We start from the raw sequence: 20,190 nt of genomic DNA on the forward strand, positions 1-20,190 counted from the left end.
TATTAAAATGAGGTGTTTATATGGCGAAAAATTTCAAAATTACTTTATCATCTGACGAAGTGCCTAAAAATTGGTATAATATTAATGCAGACTTGCCTGAACCTTTACCAAAACCTAAAAATAGTGAAGGTCATGACCAAATAGCTGCACTAGAAAAAGCTTTTACTAAAGCTGCTTTAGAACAAGAATTTTCTACTGAAAGATATATTAAAATTCCTAATGAAGTTAGAGAGTTATATATGCAAATGGGTAGGCCTTCTCCATTGTTTAGAGCTACTCGTTTAGAAGAAAAACTCAATACTCCTGCTAAAATTTATTATAAACGTGAAGATACTTCACCTACTGGTTCTCATAAGTTAAATAGTGCAATTCCACAAGCTTATTTTGCTAAAAAAGAAGGGGTTGAAAGATTAACAACCGAAACTGGTGCAGGACAATGGGGTACTGCTTTATCATTAGCTTGTAATTTACTTGATTTAGAATGTACTGTTTATATGGTGAGAGTTTCATTTAATCAAAAACCTGATAGAAAGAATATAATGAACATCTATGATGGTCAAGTTTTCGCTTCTCCAAGTAATAACACAAAAGTTGGTCGTGAAATATTAGAAAAAGACCCTGATCACCCTGGATCTTTAGGAATAGCTATTTCTGAAGCAATGGAAGAAGCTTTGGAATATGATAATGTTAAATATACCTTGGGTAGTGTATTAAATCATGTAATGTTACATCAAACTGTTATTGGTCAGGAACTTAAGGTTCAACTAGAAAAAGCTGAAGAAGAACCTGATGTTATGATTGCTTGTACTGGTGGTGGAAGTAACTTTGCTGGTGCTTTATTCCCATTTATTAAAGATAAAATTGATGGAAATTCTGATACACAATTCATTGGTGTAGAGCCTAGTGCTTGCCCTACTTTAACTAAAGGTTCTTATGAATATGACTTTGGAGATACTAATGGTTTCACCCCTCTTATGAAAATGTATACCTTAGGACATGACTTCGTTGCTCCTACTGTTCATGCTGGTGGATTAAGATATCATGGAATGTCTCCTCAAGTATCTTTACTTGCTGATCATGGATTATTTGAAGCAAGGTCTGCTCATCAACAAGATGTATTTAAAGCAGGAATCATGTTTGCTAGAAATGAAGGTGTTTTACCTGCTCCTGAGACTACTCATGCTATTAAAGCAGGTATTGATGAAGCACTTAAGGCTAAAGAAACTGGTGAAGAAAAAACTATTGTTATTAACTTCTCAGGTCATGGAATGCTTGACCTTAAAGGTTATGCTAGCTATTTCGAAGGAACTATGCCTAACAGCAAATAAATTTCCTTCTTTTATTTTTTTAATTTTTCAAGTTATAACTTATAACTTATTACTTAAAAATTATTTCTTATAATTAATAACTTATACTAAATAACTATTAACTTAAAAGTTATAACTTATTTCTTTTAACTTATTTGTTCTAACTTAAATGGTAAAAGGTACAATTTATAAGAGATAAGTTCTAAATTATTAGTTAGAATTTATTAGTTAAAACTTACAAATTATTAGTTAGCAGATTTAACTTATTCCTTAGATGTTAAAACTTAATTCTTTTAACTTATCTGTTAGATGTTAAAACTTACAAATTATCAGTTAACAGGTCTAAGTTATTTCTTAAAAGTTAGGTGTTTTAACTTATTTCTTAAACTTTAGATGGTATAAATTAAAACTTATTCCTTTGAAGTTAGAGATTATAAATTAATTCTTACACTTTTTAACTTAAAAATTATAAATTAAAACTTATATCTTATAATAAATTATGGGAGATTTTTAAATTGGGTGAAGTAATAGCTGTTATGAATCAAAAAGGAGGTTGTGGAAAGACTACTACTGTTGTTAATACTGCAACTTCATTAGCTTTAATGGGTAAATCAGTTTTAGTTGTGGATATGGATCCTCAGGCTAATGCAACTACAAGTTTTGGGATTGATAAGACAAAATTAGAAAATACAATTTATGATGCTATAACTGGTAAAATTAGTGTTAAAAAAGCTGCAATTCCTACTTTTATAAAAAATTTATTTATTATTCCAAGTAACATGTCTTTAAGTGGTGCAGGTGTAGAATTAAGTGAAAAAGAGAATTATCACATTATTTTAAAAAACACCCTTAGGGGCATAGTTGATTTATTCGATTATATTTTCATTGATTTACCTCCTTCATTAGGTGTAATAACTGTTAATGCATTAGTTGCATCAGACAGTGTTTTAATCCCTATTCAAGCAGAATATTATGCTTTAGAAGGTGTAGCTGATTTAATTAGCACTATTAAATTAGTTGAAAAAAGATTAAGAAGCCCAACTCCTATTAAAGGAATACTTCTAACATTATATGATAAAAGAACTAGACTTAGTAGAGATGTTCATAAAGAGCTTAAAAAATACTTTGAAAGCCGTAATTTATTATTTAAAACTATTATTCCAAGGAATATCCGTCTTGCTGAAGCTCCTAGTCATGGAAAACCATGTTTAATCTATGATCCAGAAAGTACAGGAACTAAAGCTTATCTAAACTTAGCAAATGAAATAATTGAAAGGGACAATCAGGTGTTGTAAATGGCTAAAAAAAGACAATCTGGATTGGGAAAAGGGTTAGACTCCTTAATTCCAGATATTTATAATGAAGACTTTGATAGTAATACTAATTTATCTTTAGAAGATATTTTATCTGAAAATTCTAATAAGGAAGAAACGGAAGTTATTGAAGAACCCATAGCAGAGGAAGATAATAATGAAGAAACTTCAGAAGAATATGTTGAGGTTGATTTAGAAGAGGATATTGAAGATAATGAATCTCCTGAAGAAGTTATTGAAGAACCTATAGAAGAAGAATCTGGGGAAGGTTCCGATTTAAAAGTAGAAGAAGAATCTTTAAATGAAGAGGAATCTGATTTAGAAAATGAAGAAGTTAGTGAAGATGATTCTGTTGAGATAGAAGATGATGAAGATGATAAGGAAATTAGTGATGATGCCCATCAAGATGAAAGTGAAACACCACAAGATGAAGAAATTGTTGAAACATCCCAAGAGATATCTGATAATGAGGAAAATCAGGAAGAAATTGTTTTAACTGAAAAAGAGATTGCTCATATTGAAGAGGTTAAAGAGATTGTTGCTAAAAATCCTAGAATAACATTATGGTCTTCTCAATCTGCTGCAGTATTTAGATATTTAAGAAAAACAGAACCTGAATTCAGTATTAGTAAAGAAGCTTCTATTTTAATTGATGAAGCAGTGTCTAAAAAATATCCGGATATCTGGAAATTATTTGAGGAAGATTAGAAAAATTCAAGGGATGGTTGAAATTCTCCACTTATCTTAATATAAGGTTCAGCACGGTCAACCACAACACCTAATCTTCTCAATTCTTCTTTATCTTTAAATTTATACTTTTTTCTAATAGCTATTATTCTTTTTGCTGATTTTACACCAATTCCAGGCACTCTTATTAATTCAATAAATGGTGCTGTATTTATTTCAATTGGGAAAATGTCCATATTATTTGCAGCCAGTATTTTAGGATCTTCATTAAGTGATAATTGGTCATTTTCATCGAAAACTAATTCTTTTAATTTAAATTTATAGCTGTTTAATAAGCTGTCTGCATGATACAGTTTTGAGGTTCTCTCTGTAGTGCATTCCTTTTTATTTTCAAATTCAGTTCCTTCTACTGGTGAAAAAGCTGAAAAATAGCTACGTTTTAAATCTGTTTTTTTATAGATTTTTTCCATTCTATGTAAGATTTCTTTATCTGTTTCATTATTAGCCCCAACAATTAATTGTGTTGTATGGGTTGAATTGGGATATGTGGTACTAGCATTTTGAAGTGAATCAATCCAATGGAGCCTTTTTAGGATATCTTTATTATAATCTTTTGTTGAAGACAGTTCTGCAAGTCCACTAGCTGTTGCAGCTTCAATATTTATGCTTACTCTGTTAGCTAGTGCCATAGCTCTTTTAATTGAGTCTTTTGATGCTCCTGGAACTACTTTGAGATGAATATAATCATCGTAACCATAAGTTTTTCTTAAAATACGGATGGTTTCTATAGTTTTCTCCATAGTTTTATCTTCATCATCAGAGATTCCAGAGCTTAAAAAAAGACCATTTACATATCCTCTGTTGTAATAATTTAGGAAAGCTTTAGCTAATTCATCAGGTGATAGCTCTAACCTTGTAAAATGTCTTTTTGATTGGTTAATACAGTATTTACAGTCATTTTTACATTTATTTGTTTGTAATGTTTTAAAAAGAGGTATTTGGCATCCATTTGCACCAGTAGCATTGTAAATACCAGGTAGATTGACTTGTGAACTCTTATTATGATTTACATAGTCACATAGGTCATACTGTGCTGAGTCTGTAAGTACTTGCATCTTTCCTAAAATACTCATGATTTCATTTATATAGATTTATTATTAATTATATTTTCGTAGCTAGTGAAAAGTATTTTTTTTATATAATAAAGACAAATATTATTATATTATATATCTTTAAGAACGTGATTAGATGAAAAGTGATAATATTAAAAAAGGAATCCAAAGAGCTCCACACAGGTCTTTACTTCGTGCATGTGGGCTTAAGGATGAAGATTTTAAAAAACCTTTTATTGGAATAGCTAATAGTTTTACTGAAATTGTTCCGGGTCATATCCATCTTAAAAACTTAGTTGAATTTGTAAAGGAAGGTATTATAGCTGCTGGTGGAATACCTTTTGAATTTAATACAATGGCTGTTTGTGATGGTATTAGTATGAATCACGATGGAATGAAATATTCTCTTCCATCTAGGGAAATTATTGCTGCTACTGTTGAAAGTATGGCTAAAGGACACAGTTTAGATGGTTTAGTTTTAATTCCTAGCTGTGATAAAGTAGTTCCAGGTATGATAATGGGTGCTTCAAGAGTTAATATTCCTACTATTGTTGTCACTGGTGGACCAATGGAATCTGGTAGATATAATGGAAAGAATGTCGATTTAATTAGTGTCTATGAGGCTGTTGGTGAATTATCTGCAGGAAAAATTACAGAAAAAGAAGTGGATGAACTTGAAAGATGTGCATGTCCTGGAGCAGGTAGCTGTTCTGGATTATTTACTGCAAATACAATGGCATGTCTTTGTGAAACAATGGGTTTATCTCTCCCGTTATGCGCAACAACTCATGCATTGGATAAAGAAAATGAAGAAATGGCATATAATTCTGGACGTCGTATTGTTGGAATGGTTAAAGAAGATTTAAAACCATCAGACATTATGACTCAGGAATCATTTAACAATGCGATTGCTGTTGACATGGCTCTTGGTGGATCTAGTAATACTGCACTTCATCTTCCTGCATTAGCTAGTGAATTTTCAAATTATGGTGTAGAAGTGGATTTAGAATTATTTGATGAAATTAGTAAAAAAATACCTCATATAGCTTTAATATCTCCTGCTGGTGAAGATACAATGAGGGATTTACACAATGCTGGAGGTATTCCTGCGGTCTTAAAAGCTATAGAATCTAAAATAGACACTTCTGTTGTAACATGTACTGGAAAAACAATAGCTGAAAATATTTCTGATGTTGAAGTTCTTGACAGTAATGTAATCCATCCAATTGACAATCCAGTTCATGCTGATGGTGGAATAGCTATTTTAAAAGGTAATATTGCACCTAATGGATCTGTTGTCAAAAAAGGAGCTGTTGCAGAAGACTTAATGTATCTTAAAGGACCTGCAAAAGTATTCACCTGTGAAGAAGATGTTACTGAAGCTATTTTTGACCATAAAATAGAAGAAGGAGACATTATTGTTATTGCTTATGAAGGGCCTAAGGGAGGTCCTGGAATGAGGGAAATGTTAAACCCAACTTCTGCAATTGTTGGTATGGGAATTAAAAATGTAGGTCTTATAACTGATGGAAGATTCTCTGGAGGAACAAGAGGGCCATGTATTGGACATGTATCTCCAGAAGCAATGGCAGATGGTCCAATTGCAGCTATTGAAGATGGAGATATAATTGAAATTGACATCGAAAACAGGTCTATTAATGTGGAATTAACCGATGAAGAAATAGCTGAAAGATTGGCAAAAAGAGAAATTCCTAAAAAAGATGTTGATGGTTGGTTAGCACTTTACAGACAACTTGTTTCTTCTGCAGATAAAGGAGCTATTTTAAAATAAGGTGAAACAATGGAAATTTTAAAATATGATGAAATTGACTTGCAGGAAGTTGTTAAACGTTCTGGAGATGATGTTAATAATGTTATTGGTACTGTAAGTGATATTTTAGCCGATGTTAAAGAGTCTGGAGATGAAGCTTTAAAAAATTACACAAAAAAATTTGACAATGTTGAATTAGGTGATTTAAAAGTAAGTAATGTAGAAATTGAGGAAGCTTATCAGAATATTGATCCTAATTTATTGGAAGCTCTTAAATCCTCAGCTAGCAACATTGAAAAATTCCATAAAGAAGAAATTCCTAGTGAATGGGAAATTGAAGTAATTGAAGGAGTAAAGGCAGGTCAGATTATAAGGCCAATTTCCTCTGTAGGATGTTATATTCCTGGTGGAAGAGCAGTCTATCCTTCTTCAATCTTAATGACTGTAATTCCTGCAAAAATAGCTGGGGTTGAAAAAATTGTCTGCTGTTCTCCTCCACAGCCAGATGGAAAAATTATGGATGCTATTTTAGTAGCTGCTGACTTAGCAGGGGCTGATGAAATTTATAAAGTTGGAGGAGCTCAAGCTATTGCAGCTATGGCTTATGGAACAGAAACAGTAGAAAAAGTTGATAAAATTGTAGGACCTGGAAATATCTTTGTTACAGCAGCTAAAAAATTAGTTTATGGAGAAGTTGATATTGAGTTTCCAGCAGGACCTTCTGAAGTTTTAATACTTGCAGATGACTCAGCTATTCCAGAATATGTTGCATATGATATGTTATCTCAAGCAGAACATGACCCTAATGCATCATGTTTTATTGCAACTCCTAGTAAAGATTTGGCTGAAAAATCTCTTAAATTAATTAATGAATTTGCTGATGAAGCTTCTAGAAGCGAAATCATTAAAGAATCCTTATCTAAGTATGGTAAAATCATATTGACTAACACTTTAGAAGAAGCTATTGAAGTAACAAATGAATATGCACCAGAACATTTAATTATTGCCTGTGAAAATAATGAAGAGGTTCTTAAAAGTATAAAAAATGCAGGTTCAATATTTATGGGAAATTACTCTCCTGTTGCTTGTGGTGATTATGGATCAGGTACTAATCATGTATTACCAACAAGTGGTGGAGCTAAAATGTATTCTGGTTTATCAACAGAGGCTTTTATTAAAAAACCAACTGTTCAAACCATTTCAAAAAAAGGAATTGAATCTTTAGCAGAGTATTGTGTTGATTTAGCAAAATATGAAGGTTTATATGCTCATGCAGATTCAATTAACATAAGGTTAAAAAAATAAGTGGGTTATAATTTAACTTATAACTCATATTTTTTAGCTGGTTCACCACTGAAATCAGCGATTACTGCTTTTGCACCTTCTTTTATTGTAAATACAGCAAATATTGGGTTATCACCACTACCATATAAACTTTCAACTAATTCATTAGAATCAATTACTTTTTGTTTTAATTCAATATCATCAATCCATTCTACTTCTCCACTAATTCTTAACCATTTAAATTCTGGATTAGCTGCAGTTAATTCAAATTTAGGGTTTGCTTCTAATTCTTTATACATTGGTTTTTGGGTACTTGTACAGAAGTAGTATTTTCCATTTTCTTCAAAGTAATACATAATTGGTCTTACTTTTGCTTCACCATCAAGTCCGATTGTTGCTAAGTATTCAACTGGGTTTTGTTCTAAAAATTCTTTTACATCATTCATAATTATTATCTCCTTAATTTTTATTTTAACAATTAAATTTAGTTATTTTTGAGTTTTACTTTATAAACTCATGTAATACATTGTTTTAAGCTTTATAAATAGATTTTGTAACCATTAAGTTATTTGGTTACCATTTGGTAACCGGAGAGGGTGTTTTAAATAGTTAAATGTATAATTATTAAATAAGGGTGATTATTTATGGATCCAACAATTACATGTCCTATTCAAAATGCTGTTCAGCTATTTAATAAAAAGTGGTCAATTCTCATTATTCGTGATATGTTCTTTGGTAAAAAACAATTTAGTGAGTTTAAAGAAGGAAAAGACATTTCAAATAAGGTTTTATCTAGTTGTTTAAAAGATTTAGAAGAAAAAAAGATTATTGAGAAAAGAGTTATGGATACAACTCCCGTAACAACAGAATATCACTTGACTGAAGCAGGTAAGCATTTAAATAAAGTACTTTATGAATTAGCTAGTTTTATTTTAGATTCTAATCTCTTTGAAGAGTATAAATCTCCTGAAGTTAAAGAATCAATTAAAAATCAATTTAAAGAAGCTTTAGATATCTCTTAATTTTTTAATAATTATGATTAGTTTACTGGAGTAATATAATATTTTTAGCTTAAATCAATTATTTAAGCTTAATTTAATTATTAATTCTTTCATAAATCTTTAATTATTAATTAAATACTTTATAATTGTTTAATTACAAAAATTTAAATAATATGATTAATATAGCTATTATTAAACATTTTAACTGGAGAAACTTGTTGTAATATTTGGAGTATTTAAGGTGATATTATGGGTTCTGAAGAAAATAATGAGATTAAACTTTTTCAGGATAAGAAAATAAGAACAAAGTGGGATTCTAACATTGAAGATTATTATTTTTCAGTAATTGATGTAATAGCTGTATTGACAGAAAGTAAAAATCCTTCTCAATATTGGAGAACTTTGAAATCTCGTTTAAAAGAGGAAGGAAATGAAAGTGTTACAAATTGTAACAGGTTGAAACTTCCTGCAACAGATGGTAAGATGAGGTTAACAGATGTTGCAAATACCAAAGAATTATTGAGAATTATTCAATCTGTTCCTTCTCCAAAAGCAGAACCCTTCAAACAATGGCTGGCACAGTTAGGTAAGGAAAGGCTTGAAGAAATAGCAGATCCAGAACAAGCTATTGAAAGGGCAATACAAACTTATAGAAATAAAGGATATTCCAATGAATGGATTACTCAACGTTTAAGGAGTATTGAAATTCGTAAAGATTTGACTCATGAATGGCATAAAAGTGGTATTAAAGAAGGAATTGAATATGCAATACTAACAGATGATATTAGCAAAGCATGGTCTGGGATGTCCACTCGTGAATATAAAGACTATAAAAACCTAAGAAAAGAAAGTTTAAGGGACAACATGACTAACACAGAGCTAGTTTTAAACATGCTAGCTGAAGTTTCCACTACTGAAATCAGTCGAAATGAAAAACCTCAAGGTTTAGATAAAAGTAGGGATGTTGCTAAAAGAGGTGGAAGTATTGCAGATAATGCAAGAAAAGATTTAGAAAAATAATTAGGTAAAAAAGTTATAAGTAAAAGTAATCCTAAAAACCCAGAATTATTAGATGAATTATCTTTAAAACTAATTTTAACACTAATATTTATATGTATATTATAATAAATTTATAATTATAATGAAAATTTAATTTTTCAATTTTATTCTAAATTATTTTTTTTAACCGAGAGGTGAATTAATTTGCAAGGATTATTAAATGATTTAAGAAGAACTCATTATACTAAAGAAGTTACTCCTGAACTTAAAGGAGAAGATGTATTAATCATGGGATGGGTTCATGAAATTCGTGACTTAGGTGGAATCATCTTTGTCGTTATTAGAGATAGAGAAGGAAGAATTCAAATTACTGCACCAAGTAAAAAAGTTGATGCAGAAATTTTAGAAGATTTACGTGCACTTAGAAAAGAATCTGTAGTAGCTATTAAAGGTACAGTTCAAGAAGCTGGTAAAGCTCCTAATGGTGTTGAAATTATCCCAGCTGAAATTTACATGTTAAACTTAGCTAACCAACCTTTACCAATGGATCCAACTGAAAAAGTTAAAGCAGAAATTGATACAAGACTTGATTCTAGATTCTTAGATTTAAGAAAAGCAAATGTTAGTGCTATATTTAAAATTAAAAGTAGAATGTTCCATACTGTAAGGGATTTCTTCTATAAAAATGGATTCGTTGAAATTAACACTCCTAAACTTGTAGCTTCAGCTACTGAAGGTGGAACTGAACTTTTCCCAATCACTTACTTTGAAAAAGAAGCATTCCTCGGTCAATCTCCACAATTATACAAACAAATTATGATGGCTAGTGGAATGGACAGAGTATTTGAAATCGGTCAAATCTTCAGAGCAGAAGAACACGATACTTTAAGACACTTAAACGAAGCTGTTTCTATAGATATGGAAGCTTCCTTTATGGATGATGAAGATGTAATGAAAATCCTCAATGATATGATTTACCAAGTTATCGTTGATGTAAATGAAGACTGCAGTGATGAATTAGCTATTTTAGAACATGAAATGCCAATTCCTGAAGAGCCATTTGCAAAAGTAACCTATGATGAAGCAGTAGACATTGTAAATGCTAAAGGTGTTGAAATGATGTGGGGAGAAGATTTATCCCGTGCTGCTGAAAAAGCATTAGGTGAAGAAATGGATGATTTCTACTTCTTAACTGAATGGCCAAGTGAAATTAAACCATTCTATGTAATGCCGAATGCTGATGATCCTGTTAAATCTCATGCATTTGATTTAATGTATAAAAACTTAGAATTATCCTCAGGTGCAACTCGTGTTCACCAATATGATGTTTTAGTAAAACAAATTGAAGAAAGAGGATTAAATGTTAATGCATTTGGTAGTTACTTAAAAGCATTTGAATATGGTATGCCTCCTCATGCTGGTTGGGGTGTAGGTGCTGATAGGTTAACTATGGTGCTTACTGGAGTTGAAAACATTCGTGAAACCGTTCTCTTCCCAAGAGACAGACACAGATTAACTCCTTAATCTTTTTTCTTTTTTGATTTTTATGAAAGAATATGAAATAGCTATTGTTGGTGGAGGGCCTAGTGGACTTATGGCTGCAGTAGCTGCATTAGGTAAAAATATTGTAATACTTGAGAAAAATGACTCTTTAGCATCTAAACTTCTTTTAACAGGTGGTGGGAGATGCAATCTTACAAATAATAAGCCAATAAAGAAGCTATTAAATTCTTTTCATGATAAAAATTTCTTAAAACACTCTTTTTATACATTGACTAATGAAAAGTTAATATCTATTTTTGAAAATCAGGGTCTTTACTTTATTGAAGAAGATGACAATAGAATTTTTCCAGAAACTGAAAGAGCTGTAGATGTACTAGATACTTTAACTGACTATCTTGAAGATGTTGATATTAAATACAATTTCAAAGTAGAATCTATTGATAAGAAAGATGATAAATTCATTATCGATGATAATATTAAAGCATCTTCTGTTATAATAGCTACTGGAGGAATTACTTATCCTCAAACTGGTTCTACTGGTGATGGATATTATTTAACTTCTCATGAAGTATCTGATATTAAATATGGACTTTCTCCATTAATTACAAGAGATGACCTTAGGGATTATGCTGGAATCAACCTTTATAATGTTTCTGTTAGCTATAAAAAATCTGAAATCTTTGGGGATGTGTTAATCACTCATCAGGGACTTACTGGTCCAGCTATTTTAAATATTAGTAATCTTATTTCCTATGATAATGATTATAATTTATTGGATAACAAAAACATTGTCCTGGATAATGTTAGAATAGCTATTGATTTAACACCCGATTATACAAGAGATGAACTGTCTGAAAAGTTTATTTTAGATTTTCAAGCTAAAGGAAAGACTTTACTTAAAAATTATCTTAAATATCTCTTAACTAATAGTTTTATTCCACTATTTCTTGAAAAGGCTGGTTTGGATGGTGAAGTTAAACTGGCTAATATTACTAAAAAGGATAAAAACAAATTAATTAATTCATTAAAAGGTTTGGAATTTGAAATAGTTGGTTTTATGGGAGAATTAAGTAAGGTAACTGTTGGCGGTATTAAAATCGATGATATTAACTCTAAAACCATGGAATCTAAGTTAGTTGAGGGACTTTATTTTGCAGGGGAAGTTTTAGAGCCAGTTGGTTATACTGGTGGTTATAACTTAAAAATAGCTTTTTCTACTGGTTATTTAGCAGGAATGTCTGCTTCTAAAAGTTTAGATTAAGTAATTAATTATATTTTTTATCTTACCTTAGTATATTAGTAATCTTATTAATTAATGAATAAGAAATAATTATAATGTGATATTATGTTTATGGGTGCATCTACTAAACAAGGTTATGATATTGCTACAAAAAGTAGAGAAATCATACGAGAACTTATTGGCGATGACATTAAGGATTTAAAACCTGCTGAAAAGGATATTGTTGAACGTATTGTTCATTCTACTGCAGATCCTGAATATGCAAAGTTAGTAGCTATTAGTGATGATTTTGTTGATGCTGCTTTAAAATCTATGAAAAATAATGAAACTATTTTAACAGATATTAACATGGTAAAAGCAGGAATCACTCAGTATGATGGTGAAGTTTGCTGTTATATTAAGAATGATGAAGTTAAACAAATAGCTAAAGAAAATGAAATTACAAGGGCGGCAGCAGCTATTAGATATGCTTGCCAAAATGATTTTGAAGGAATAATTGTTTCAGGAAATGCTCCAACTGCAGTATGGGAAGCTATGGATTTATATAATAAAGGAGAATTAAATGTTAAAGCTATTGTTGGAGTTCCTGTTGGTTTTGTAGGTGCAGCTGATTCTAAAGAAGAATTAAGAAAATCCAATATTCCTAATATTATTACTCAAGGCCCTAAAGGTGGAACACCAATAGCTGTGGCCTGTGTTAACTCATTAATTCAAACATTGAGAGGTATCTAAATGAATTCCCAAGAATTATTTGAAGAATCTAAAAAAATTATTCCTGGAGGTGTAAGTTCTCCAGTGAGAGCATTTAAACCATATCCATTTTTTGTAGCTAAAGGTGAAGGCTCTCATATTTATGATGTTGATGGAAATAGCTATGTTGATCATTGTTTGGCATATGGTCCTTTAATTTTAGGTCATGCTGATAAAACTGTTGTTTCTGATTTAACAAACCAATTAACTATGGGTACTGCTTATGGTGCACCTACAGAAAATGAGATTAAATTATCTCGTGAAGTTATTAATAGAATTCCTTCTGCTGAGATGGTTAGGTTCACAAATAGTGGAACAGAAGCTACTATGAGTGCTATAAGAATTGCCAGAGGTTTTACTAAAAGAGATAAAATTGTTAAATTTGAAGGGGCTTATCATGGTGCACATGATTACTGCTTAGTTAAAGGTGGTTCTGGTGCTGCATGTTTGCCTGATTCTTTAGGAATTCCTCTCGATACAACTAAAAATACTTTAACTGTTCCATTTAATGATGAAGAAGCATTAACAGAGTTAATAGAAAAAGAAGGAGAAAATATTGCTTGTATAATAATGGAAGTTGTTATGGGTAATATTGGTTGTGTTGAACCAAAAGATGGTTATTTGGAATTTTTAAGAAAAATAACTGAAGAAAATGGTATTGTTTTAATATTTGATGAGGTTATCACTGGTTTTAGACTAGCTACTGGTGGTGCACAGGAATACTATGGTGTAACTCCTGATATGACAACTTTAGGTAAAATTGTTGGTGGTGGCCTTCCAATGGGTGCATTTTGTGGTAAAAAGGAGATTATGGAACTTGTAGCACCTAATGGTCCAGTTTATCAGGCAGGTACATTTAGTGGTAATCCAATTTCTGTTCAAGCAGGTCTTTCAACATTAAAACAATTGAATAACGATTTTTATACTAGTTTAAATAAAAAAGGCGAATTCTTAAGAAGTAATATTTGTGATATTGTTGATGAATTGTCTCTTGATATTTCTCCTGTTGGATTAGGTTCAATGTTCCAAATATACTTTAATCCTAATGAAGTTACTAATTATGCAGAAGCACAAGAATCTGATTCAGAGAGATTCCTTGTTTACTTTAGACAACTGTTAAAAGAAGGTGTTTTCATACCTCCTAGTCAATTTGAGTGTAATTTTATATCTTCTGCACATAAGATGGAAGATTTGGAAAAGACTGTTAATGCAATTAGGAAGTCTTTAAAAGTTGCTTTTGAGCTATAAATTTATTATATTCATTTAAAGTTTAATTGCTTTCATATTTTCTTATTTTATTTTTTTTAAAGTTATCCTAGAATTTATGTAATTGAGATAAAGGAATTAAATCTCATATTTATCATTTAAAAGCTATCTATTTTTTTGGAAAGGATTGTATTGTTATTATTTGAAGATATTGTCGTATTTGGTTACTTTTAGAACCGTTAACTTTTTATAGAGGGGGGGGTAAAATATATTTACATGAAAATTGTCTTATTTTTTTAACATCTTTATTTTATTTAATTAGGATTTAATATTTTTTTCTTCATGGTTATTTTAAATGTATAGTATCTTGAGGTGAGTTAATGTTTAATAATAGAATTATTGCGATATTTATAATATTGTTAATATCAACTATGAGTATTTCGCCAATAATGGCGACAGAGTTGTCGAATGAAAGTAATTTAACAAGTAGTGAAATTCAAGAAGATAGTTTAGATAGTAATGATGTTTCACTTGAGAATGATGATGTAAAATCATCTGAAAATTCAGATGAAACAGTTGAGGGATATTTTTTCATAACTCTATTTAATACTACAGATAAGCCAAATGAAATAGATAGTAACAACAGTACTGCTTCTCATAGCTATGGGGACTATATTCCAAGTGGGGAAGAACAGTTTTCTTGGAATGGTAGTTTAAACAAGTCCATGATTATTAACTTGATTGGTGAAGAAAATTATAATAACCCTCAATGGAGTATTACAAACATGAGAATGGACTTGATTAATGCCATAATTAGTTATCCAGAAGCAATGATTGAATATTTAAGCGAAACAGGAAATTTAGATAATTTATTTAAAGACAATAATACTCAACAGGCAATGAACACAATCATTATTAAAGATTATCTCATGCCTTATTTAAAAAACTTTGAAAATGCAACCTATGAATTTGCACTTGATGATAACAGCCCAATTTTTTATCCATATGTGATTAAAAAGGATACGGATGGTTTAATCCATGTAGATGGTTCTATTATATTTGATTTGATTTTCAATATATCCTACAGTAATAATGAAGTCACTGATGGCGAATGGTTTGAAATAAAAAATGAAACTACTAACACAACTAGACTTTTAGACAACAACACTCTTGAAGTAACTGTTACAAATACACTGTTTTTCCAACAAAATCATACACTTAATACAAGTGAATATTTGATTAATTTTGCTAGTATAAATGATTTAAGAAATAATATAAGTACAGAATCTTTAGTGAATAGTTTTTTAACAGTTTTGGATCCTTCTTATAGTAATACATCCTCTTCCTATGTGATATATATTCCATTAGGAGATGAACCTTCAGGAGACAATGATACTAATGGAACTGGTAATGGTACTGATGTTCCTGGTTTGAATGATACTAATAATACTGGTAATGGTACTGATGTTCCTGGTTTGAATGATACTAATAATACTGGTAATGGTACTGATGTTCCTGGTTTGAATGATACTAATAATACTGGTAACTCTGATTTAAATGAATCTACCAATTCAACTACAAATGAAACAATTGATAGCAATGGCACTGTTATAGATAATTCCTCTAATTTAGATGATTCTCAGTTTAAAGAAAATAATGAGAATATTGAGAATGAAACATCTGTTATGATATCTATGCCTAAGACAGGTGATGCTATTGCACTATTACTAATTGTGCTACTTTTTGCTCTATTAATGGCTGGTTTAAAAATAAGAAAAGATAAAAATGATAATTAATTTATTTTTATTCTTTTTTTAACTCTTTTTCAGTTAACAATAACTTTATTTTATTGAATTTTCTTTTTTTCATCTGCTTGAAAATATAACTTTTATATATAATTTTAAATATACTAGTTACTATTAAAAAGGTGATTTATTTGACTAGTAAAAAAGAAATAGTTGCCTATGTTATTATTATTCTCTTGGCTTTATTACTTGCACAGCACTTAAATGTTGTTGTTTCTGGAAGTATGGAGCCTGAATTCTATAGAGGAGATATAGTAGTAGTTGAGAAGGCTAATTTATTTGGCCTAGGAATACAGGAATTTGACCCTAATGATGTTCAAGTTGGAGACATTGTTGTTTATAATGCAGAATGGGTTGATGAAGCTGTTATTCATAGGGTGATTAATATTACTGAAATCAATGGTTCTACTTATTTTGTAATTAAGGGGGATAATAATGACGTTCCAGATCCTTATTATGTAAGCCCAGATCAGATTACAGATAGAGTTGTAACTTGGGGTGATGATCCTCTTATTATACCTTATATTGGTAATATAAACCTTTGGTTAAGAGGTTTATAAATTTTTATTTTTTTTTATAGGTGAGTAAATGTATTTTGAAATAGAAAAACAAGCTAAAGATGCTATTATTAAAGCAATTGATAATTTTGATTGCGAAATTGACACAGACTTCAAATTAGAATTTCCTCCTAATCCTGATTTAGGAGATTTAGCTAGTACTATCTCTTTTGCTCTTGCTAAACAGTTAAGAAGAGCTCCAGATGGAATTGCTGAAGAATTGGCTTCTTGTATTGAAGTTCCTGAAATTTTTGAAAAAGTAAAAGCAGTTGGACCTTATGTTAACTTCTTTGTTGATTATTCAAAATTCTCTAAAATGTTACTTGATTATGTAACTGATGATTATGGTCAACTTGAGAAAGTAGATGAAAAAATTGTTTTAGAACATACTTCTGCAAATCCTAATGGTCCTTTACATATTGGACATGTAAGAAATTCTATTTTTGGTGATTCTTTAACACGTCTTTTAAAATTAGCTGGTCGTGATGTTGAAACACAATATTATGTAAATGATATGGGAAGACAAATTGCTATTATTGTCTTTGGTATTACTGAATTAGGTTTAAAAATAGAAGACCAAGAAGGAGATAAAATTGACCATAAAATTGGTAGACTATATTTTAAAACTAATCAAAAGTTAAAAGAAGATGAAAGTTTAAATTCACATGTAGATGCTATCATTAAAAGATATGAAAATGGTGGGGACGAACAATTAAATGCATTATTCGAGGAAGTAGTTGAAAGTTGTTTGTCTGGAATTAAGGAAACTCTTCATAGAATCAATATTAATCATGATGACTTTGTATGGGAAGGTCAGTTTGTACGTAATGGGGATGTTGATTCATTAGTTGATTACTTTACTAAAGAAGGATTTGTTCGCCATGATGAAGTTACCTACATTGATTTGATTGATTTCCAAATTGAAAAGGAATTTGTTTTAAGAAGATCTGATGGTAGTTCTCTTTATTCCACAAGGGATTTAGCATATCACAGGTGGAAAGCTACTCAAGGAGATGTAGTTTTAGATATTTTAGGTTCTGACCATAAATTAGCTGCTAAACAAATAAATGTAATCTTTAAAGAAATTTTACGTGAAATTCCACCAGAAGTTATTTTCTATGAATTTATTACATTGCCAGAAGGTTCAATGTCTACAAGAAGAGGAGTTTTCATATCTGTAGATGAACTTGTTGATGAAGCTGTAAAAAGAGCAGCTAGTGAAATCGAGTCAAGAAATCCTGATTTAACTCCTGAAGAAATAAAACCAATAGCTGAAGACATTGGTATTGGAGCTATTAGATTCTTTATTAACAAATTATCTCCTGAAAAACACATCACTTTCAAATGGGATGAAGCTTTAAGCTTTGAACGTGGATGTGCTTCTATTCAATATGCTCATGCAAGGGCATGTAAATTACTTAAAAAATCAGGTAAAGATGTATCTTCATTAGAAATAGCTGATAACTGGGATGTTAATGATAATGAACAAGATTTAGTTAGAACCATAGCTAAATTCCCACAAGTTGTTGAAGATTCAGCTAATAAAATGAGGGTTCACAATATTACTCAATATTGTCAAGACTTAGCTAACAGCTTTAATAAATTTTATAAAGAAGAACAAGTTATTGGTTCTGATTTAGAAGATACTAGATTAATTTTAGTTGATAAAGCTAGAGTAACTTTAAGAAATGCATTAGATATTTTAGGAGTTTCTGCTCCTGAAAAAATGTAGGTTTTAGAAGTTTTTCACTTCAAAACCTTTACTTACTTTTTTTTAATTTTTATTGTGTTGCAGTTTCTGGATTAATTAATTTTTGTAATTTATCTCCAATTAAGTCAAATAATAATACTAAGATTAATAGAGATAATCCTGGGAAGAATGCTAGCCACCAGTATCCAGAGGATAAATAATTCATGGATTCTGATAAAATAACACCGATTGCAGGTTCATGAGGAGGCAATCCGAAACCTAAAAATGTAATACTTGCTTCATGCATTATAGCATGAGGAAACATTAGAATAACTCCTACAATAATCTGTGTTAATACTAATGGGAATATATGTTTAATAGCTATCCATAATTTTGATTTTCCAAGGTTTTGAGATAGTTTAATATACTCTGTTGTTTTTATCTGTTTTACTTCTGATCTTAAAACCCTAGCTAGTGGTGTCCAGTGAGTTAAACCAACACCCATGATAACACCATAAAATCCTCCTCCAAAACATATGGAGAGAAGAATTATAAGTAAAATATGGGGTATTGAACCGAATAAATCAATTATTCCTGCAACTAATTCGTCAGTGTACTTATTAAAACTTGCAAGTAATCCTAAAAAGATTGCAATAAATGTACTTATAATTGCTGCAAATCCACCAACACCAACACTTAATCCTAAACCCGCTATGGTACGCTGGAACATGTCACGTCCCATCCAGTCAGTTCCAAAGATATGTTCTAAAGATGGAAGTTGATAGATGTCATTGCTTGTTGGTATGTATCCAATAAATAAGCTACTTATGAAAATAGCTAGAAGAAGAACTACAGCAAGTGAAAGGATTACAATTGTTTTTGTCCTTAAATTTGCATGGTATAGTACCCATGGCCCATTTTTGTTTTTTCTTTTATTCAATTACCTCATTCTCCTTTATTCTTGGATCAATAAAATAGTATAAAATATCTGCAATTAAATTTCCAACAAATACAAACACCGCACTAAAAAGTACAATACCAAGTAATAATGGCACATCACTTTGAAGACCAGCATCTACTGCTGTCTGTCCAATTCCAGGATAATTAAATACTTGTTCAACTAACACTGCACCACCAAATAACTCATTAAATGATAAGAATTGTAAGGTGATTGCAGGAAGTAAAATATTTCTAATTCCATGACGTTTAATTAAAGTCCAGTCTTTTTCTCCTCTGGATTTTGCAAATAATGCATAATCTGTGGATAAAACATTAATTAACTCATTACGTGTGTAAAGAGCTATGGATGCAACTCCAACCATACTTAAAGTTAATGCTGGAAGCACTAACCTTGAAGCCCATTCTAAGATTGTTGCATCAGAACTTGATACTCCAATTGGGACACTATATCCAACTGGGAACCATCCAAGCCATATTGCAAATACCATAAGTAACACAAGACCAATCCAGAATGAAGGAGCGGATTGTAGAATGTAACAATAGGTTTTAACAGCTTTGTCTATCCAAGTATCTTTGTTTTTTCCAGCAAGCACTCCTAATCCAAATCCAATAATTCCACTTGCTACCCATGAAATAAACATTAAAACTATGGATGCTGAAGCTTTTTGAACTATGACTTCAACTACAGGCATACGGTAAATTAAAGAGGTTCCTAAATCTCCTTGTAATAGATTTAGTAACCAATGAAATATTTTATCTGTTAATGGAACTCCAACACCCCAATAACTTTCAAGCATTGCTCTTTGTGCAGCAGATACTGGCGCATTATTTAAGTATGCATTAACTGGGTCAATTGGAGATAAATCTAGAAGTATAAAACTAAAGATAGCTACTGCTACCATCAAAATGATAAAACGGATGATTTTATACTTTGCAAAGTTTATTATTTTTTTATTCATAAGTTCAATTCTCCATTAGAAAAATTTAAAAAGATTTTGAGTATAA

Annotated in this window: 18 protein-coding genes; 14 read left to right on the forward strand and 4 right to left on the reverse strand. The window is 30.6% G+C overall.

Translation table 11 applies throughout. The features are described 5' to 3' along the window. Nucleotides 1-20: 20 nt before the first annotated feature. The 3 genes from MBBWO_RS07865 to MBBWO_RS07875 all read left to right on the forward strand — a co-directional run bounded on the left by MBBWO_RS07865 (nucleotide 21) and on the right by MBBWO_RS07875 (nucleotide 3,328). Nucleotides 21-1,328 carry a TrpB-like pyridoxal phosphate-dependent enzyme gene (locus MBBWO_RS07865; RefSeq protein ID WP_116670352.1) on the forward strand — a complete coding sequence of 436 codons (1,308 nt, stop codon included), beginning with the start codon at nucleotides 21-23 and terminating at the stop codon, nucleotides 1,326-1,328. 494 nt (nucleotides 1,329-1,822) lie between these two features. Beyond that, nucleotides 1,823-2,602 (forward strand): ParA family protein, encoded by a 780-nt coding sequence (locus MBBWO_RS07870; RefSeq protein ID WP_116670353.1) that lies wholly within the window; start codon nucleotides 1,823-1,825, stop codon nucleotides 2,600-2,602. Continuing rightward, nucleotides 2,603-3,328, forward strand: a complete 726-nt coding sequence (locus tag MBBWO_RS07875) for an AAA family ATPase (protein ID WP_116670354.1) — start codon at nucleotides 2,603-2,605, stop codon at nucleotides 3,326-3,328. It begins immediately after the preceding gene. On the opposite strand, the gene MBBWO_RS07880 is transcribed toward MBBWO_RS07875, so the two are convergent. Beyond that, complete coding sequence (locus MBBWO_RS07880; RefSeq protein ID WP_116670355.1) at nucleotides 3,325-4,440, reverse strand: radical SAM protein; 1,116 nt, start codon at nucleotides 4,438-4,440, stop codon at nucleotides 3,325-3,327. The two genes, MBBWO_RS07875 and MBBWO_RS07880, sit on opposite strands and share 4 nt — an antisense overlap. A 115-nt stretch (nucleotides 4,441-4,555) precedes the next feature. Between MBBWO_RS07880 and ilvD the strand changes: the two genes are divergently transcribed. Next, on the forward strand, nucleotides 4,556-6,211 hold the full coding sequence (gene ilvD, locus MBBWO_RS07885; protein WP_116670356.1) for a dihydroxy-acid dehydratase: 1,656 nt from the start codon (nucleotides 4,556-4,558) through the stop codon (nucleotides 6,209-6,211). A 9-nt stretch (nucleotides 6,212-6,220) separates the two neighbouring features. Beyond that, complete coding sequence (gene hisD, locus MBBWO_RS07890; protein ID WP_116670357.1) at nucleotides 6,221-7,495, forward strand: histidinol dehydrogenase; 1,275 nt, start codon at nucleotides 6,221-6,223, stop codon at nucleotides 7,493-7,495. Nucleotides 7,496-7,512: 17 nt separating this feature from the next. Here hisD and MBBWO_RS07895 read toward each other — a convergent pair whose 3' ends face one another. After that, nucleotides 7,513-7,920, reverse strand: a complete 408-nt coding sequence (locus MBBWO_RS07895; RefSeq protein WP_116670358.1) for a pyridoxamine 5'-phosphate oxidase family protein — start codon at nucleotides 7,918-7,920, stop codon at nucleotides 7,513-7,515. Between the two features lie 198 nt (nucleotides 7,921-8,118). Here MBBWO_RS07895 and MBBWO_RS07900 point away from each other — a divergent pair, with 198 nt between their 5' ends. From MBBWO_RS07900 to argS, 9 genes are all read left to right on the forward strand, one after another. Beyond that, complete coding sequence (locus MBBWO_RS07900) at nucleotides 8,119-8,496, forward strand: winged helix-turn-helix transcriptional regulator (protein ID WP_116670359.1); 378 nt, start codon at nucleotides 8,119-8,121, stop codon at nucleotides 8,494-8,496. A 228-nt stretch (nucleotides 8,497-8,724) separates the two neighbouring features. Further along, a complete protein-coding gene (locus MBBWO_RS07905) occupies nucleotides 8,725-9,495 on the forward strand; it encodes a BRO-N domain-containing protein (protein ID WP_116670360.1) in 771 nt (256 codons plus the stop codon). A gap of 183 nt (nucleotides 9,496-9,678) precedes the next feature. Then, nucleotides 9,679-10,998, forward strand: a complete 1,320-nt coding sequence (gene aspS / locus MBBWO_RS07910; RefSeq protein ID WP_116670361.1) for an aspartate--tRNA(Asn) ligase — start codon at nucleotides 9,679-9,681, stop codon at nucleotides 10,996-10,998. A 22-nt stretch (nucleotides 10,999-11,020) separates the two neighbouring features. Beyond that, nucleotides 11,021-12,238 carry a BaiN/RdsA family NAD(P)/FAD-dependent oxidoreductase gene (locus MBBWO_RS07915; RefSeq protein WP_116670362.1) on the forward strand — a complete coding sequence of 406 codons (1,218 nt, stop codon included), beginning with the start codon at nucleotides 11,021-11,023 and terminating at the stop codon, nucleotides 12,236-12,238. Between the two features lie 84 nt (nucleotides 12,239-12,322). Then, the gene (locus MBBWO_RS07920; protein ID WP_116670363.1) at nucleotides 12,323-12,949 is read left to right on the forward strand and encodes a cobalt-precorrin-8 methylmutase; all 627 of its coding nucleotides are present in this window, start codon (nucleotides 12,323-12,325) and stop codon (nucleotides 12,947-12,949) included. Continuing rightward, nucleotides 12,950-14,215: a glutamate-1-semialdehyde 2,1-aminomutase gene (gene hemL, locus MBBWO_RS07925; RefSeq protein WP_116670364.1), complete on the forward strand. Its 1,266-nt coding sequence runs from the start codon at nucleotides 12,950-12,952 to the stop codon at nucleotides 14,213-14,215. A 338-nt stretch (nucleotides 14,216-14,553) separates the two neighbouring features. After that, entirely contained in the window at nucleotides 14,554-15,969 is a 1,416-nt protein-coding gene (locus tag MBBWO_RS07930; RefSeq protein WP_133241512.1) for a hypothetical protein, read from the forward strand. A gap of 134 nt (nucleotides 15,970-16,103) precedes the next feature. Next, the gene (locus tag MBBWO_RS07935) at nucleotides 16,104-16,538 is read left to right on the forward strand and encodes a signal peptidase I (RefSeq protein WP_279303193.1); all 435 of its coding nucleotides are present in this window, start codon (nucleotides 16,104-16,106) and stop codon (nucleotides 16,536-16,538) included. A 28-nt stretch (nucleotides 16,539-16,566) separates the two neighbouring features. Next, entirely contained in the window at nucleotides 16,567-18,267 is a 1,701-nt protein-coding gene (gene argS / locus MBBWO_RS07940) for an arginine--tRNA ligase (protein ID WP_116670367.1), read from the forward strand. Between the two features lie 49 nt (nucleotides 18,268-18,316). Here the strand turns inward: argS and MBBWO_RS07945 are convergent, their stop codons facing one another. Continuing rightward, complete coding sequence (locus MBBWO_RS07945; RefSeq protein WP_116670368.1) at nucleotides 18,317-19,165, reverse strand: ABC transporter permease; 849 nt, start codon at nucleotides 19,163-19,165, stop codon at nucleotides 18,317-18,319. Continuing rightward, a complete protein-coding gene (locus MBBWO_RS07950; RefSeq protein WP_116670369.1) occupies nucleotides 19,158-20,144 on the reverse strand; it encodes an ABC transporter permease in 987 nt (328 codons plus the stop codon). Before MBBWO_RS07950 ends, MBBWO_RS07945 begins: the two co-directional genes overlap by 8 nt. Nucleotides 20,145-20,190: the final 46 nt, after the last annotated feature.

This window comes from Methanobrevibacter woesei (assembly GCF_003111605.1).
Classification (GTDB): Archaea; Methanobacteriota; Methanobacteria; order Methanobacteriales; family Methanobacteriaceae; genus Methanocatella; species Methanocatella woesei.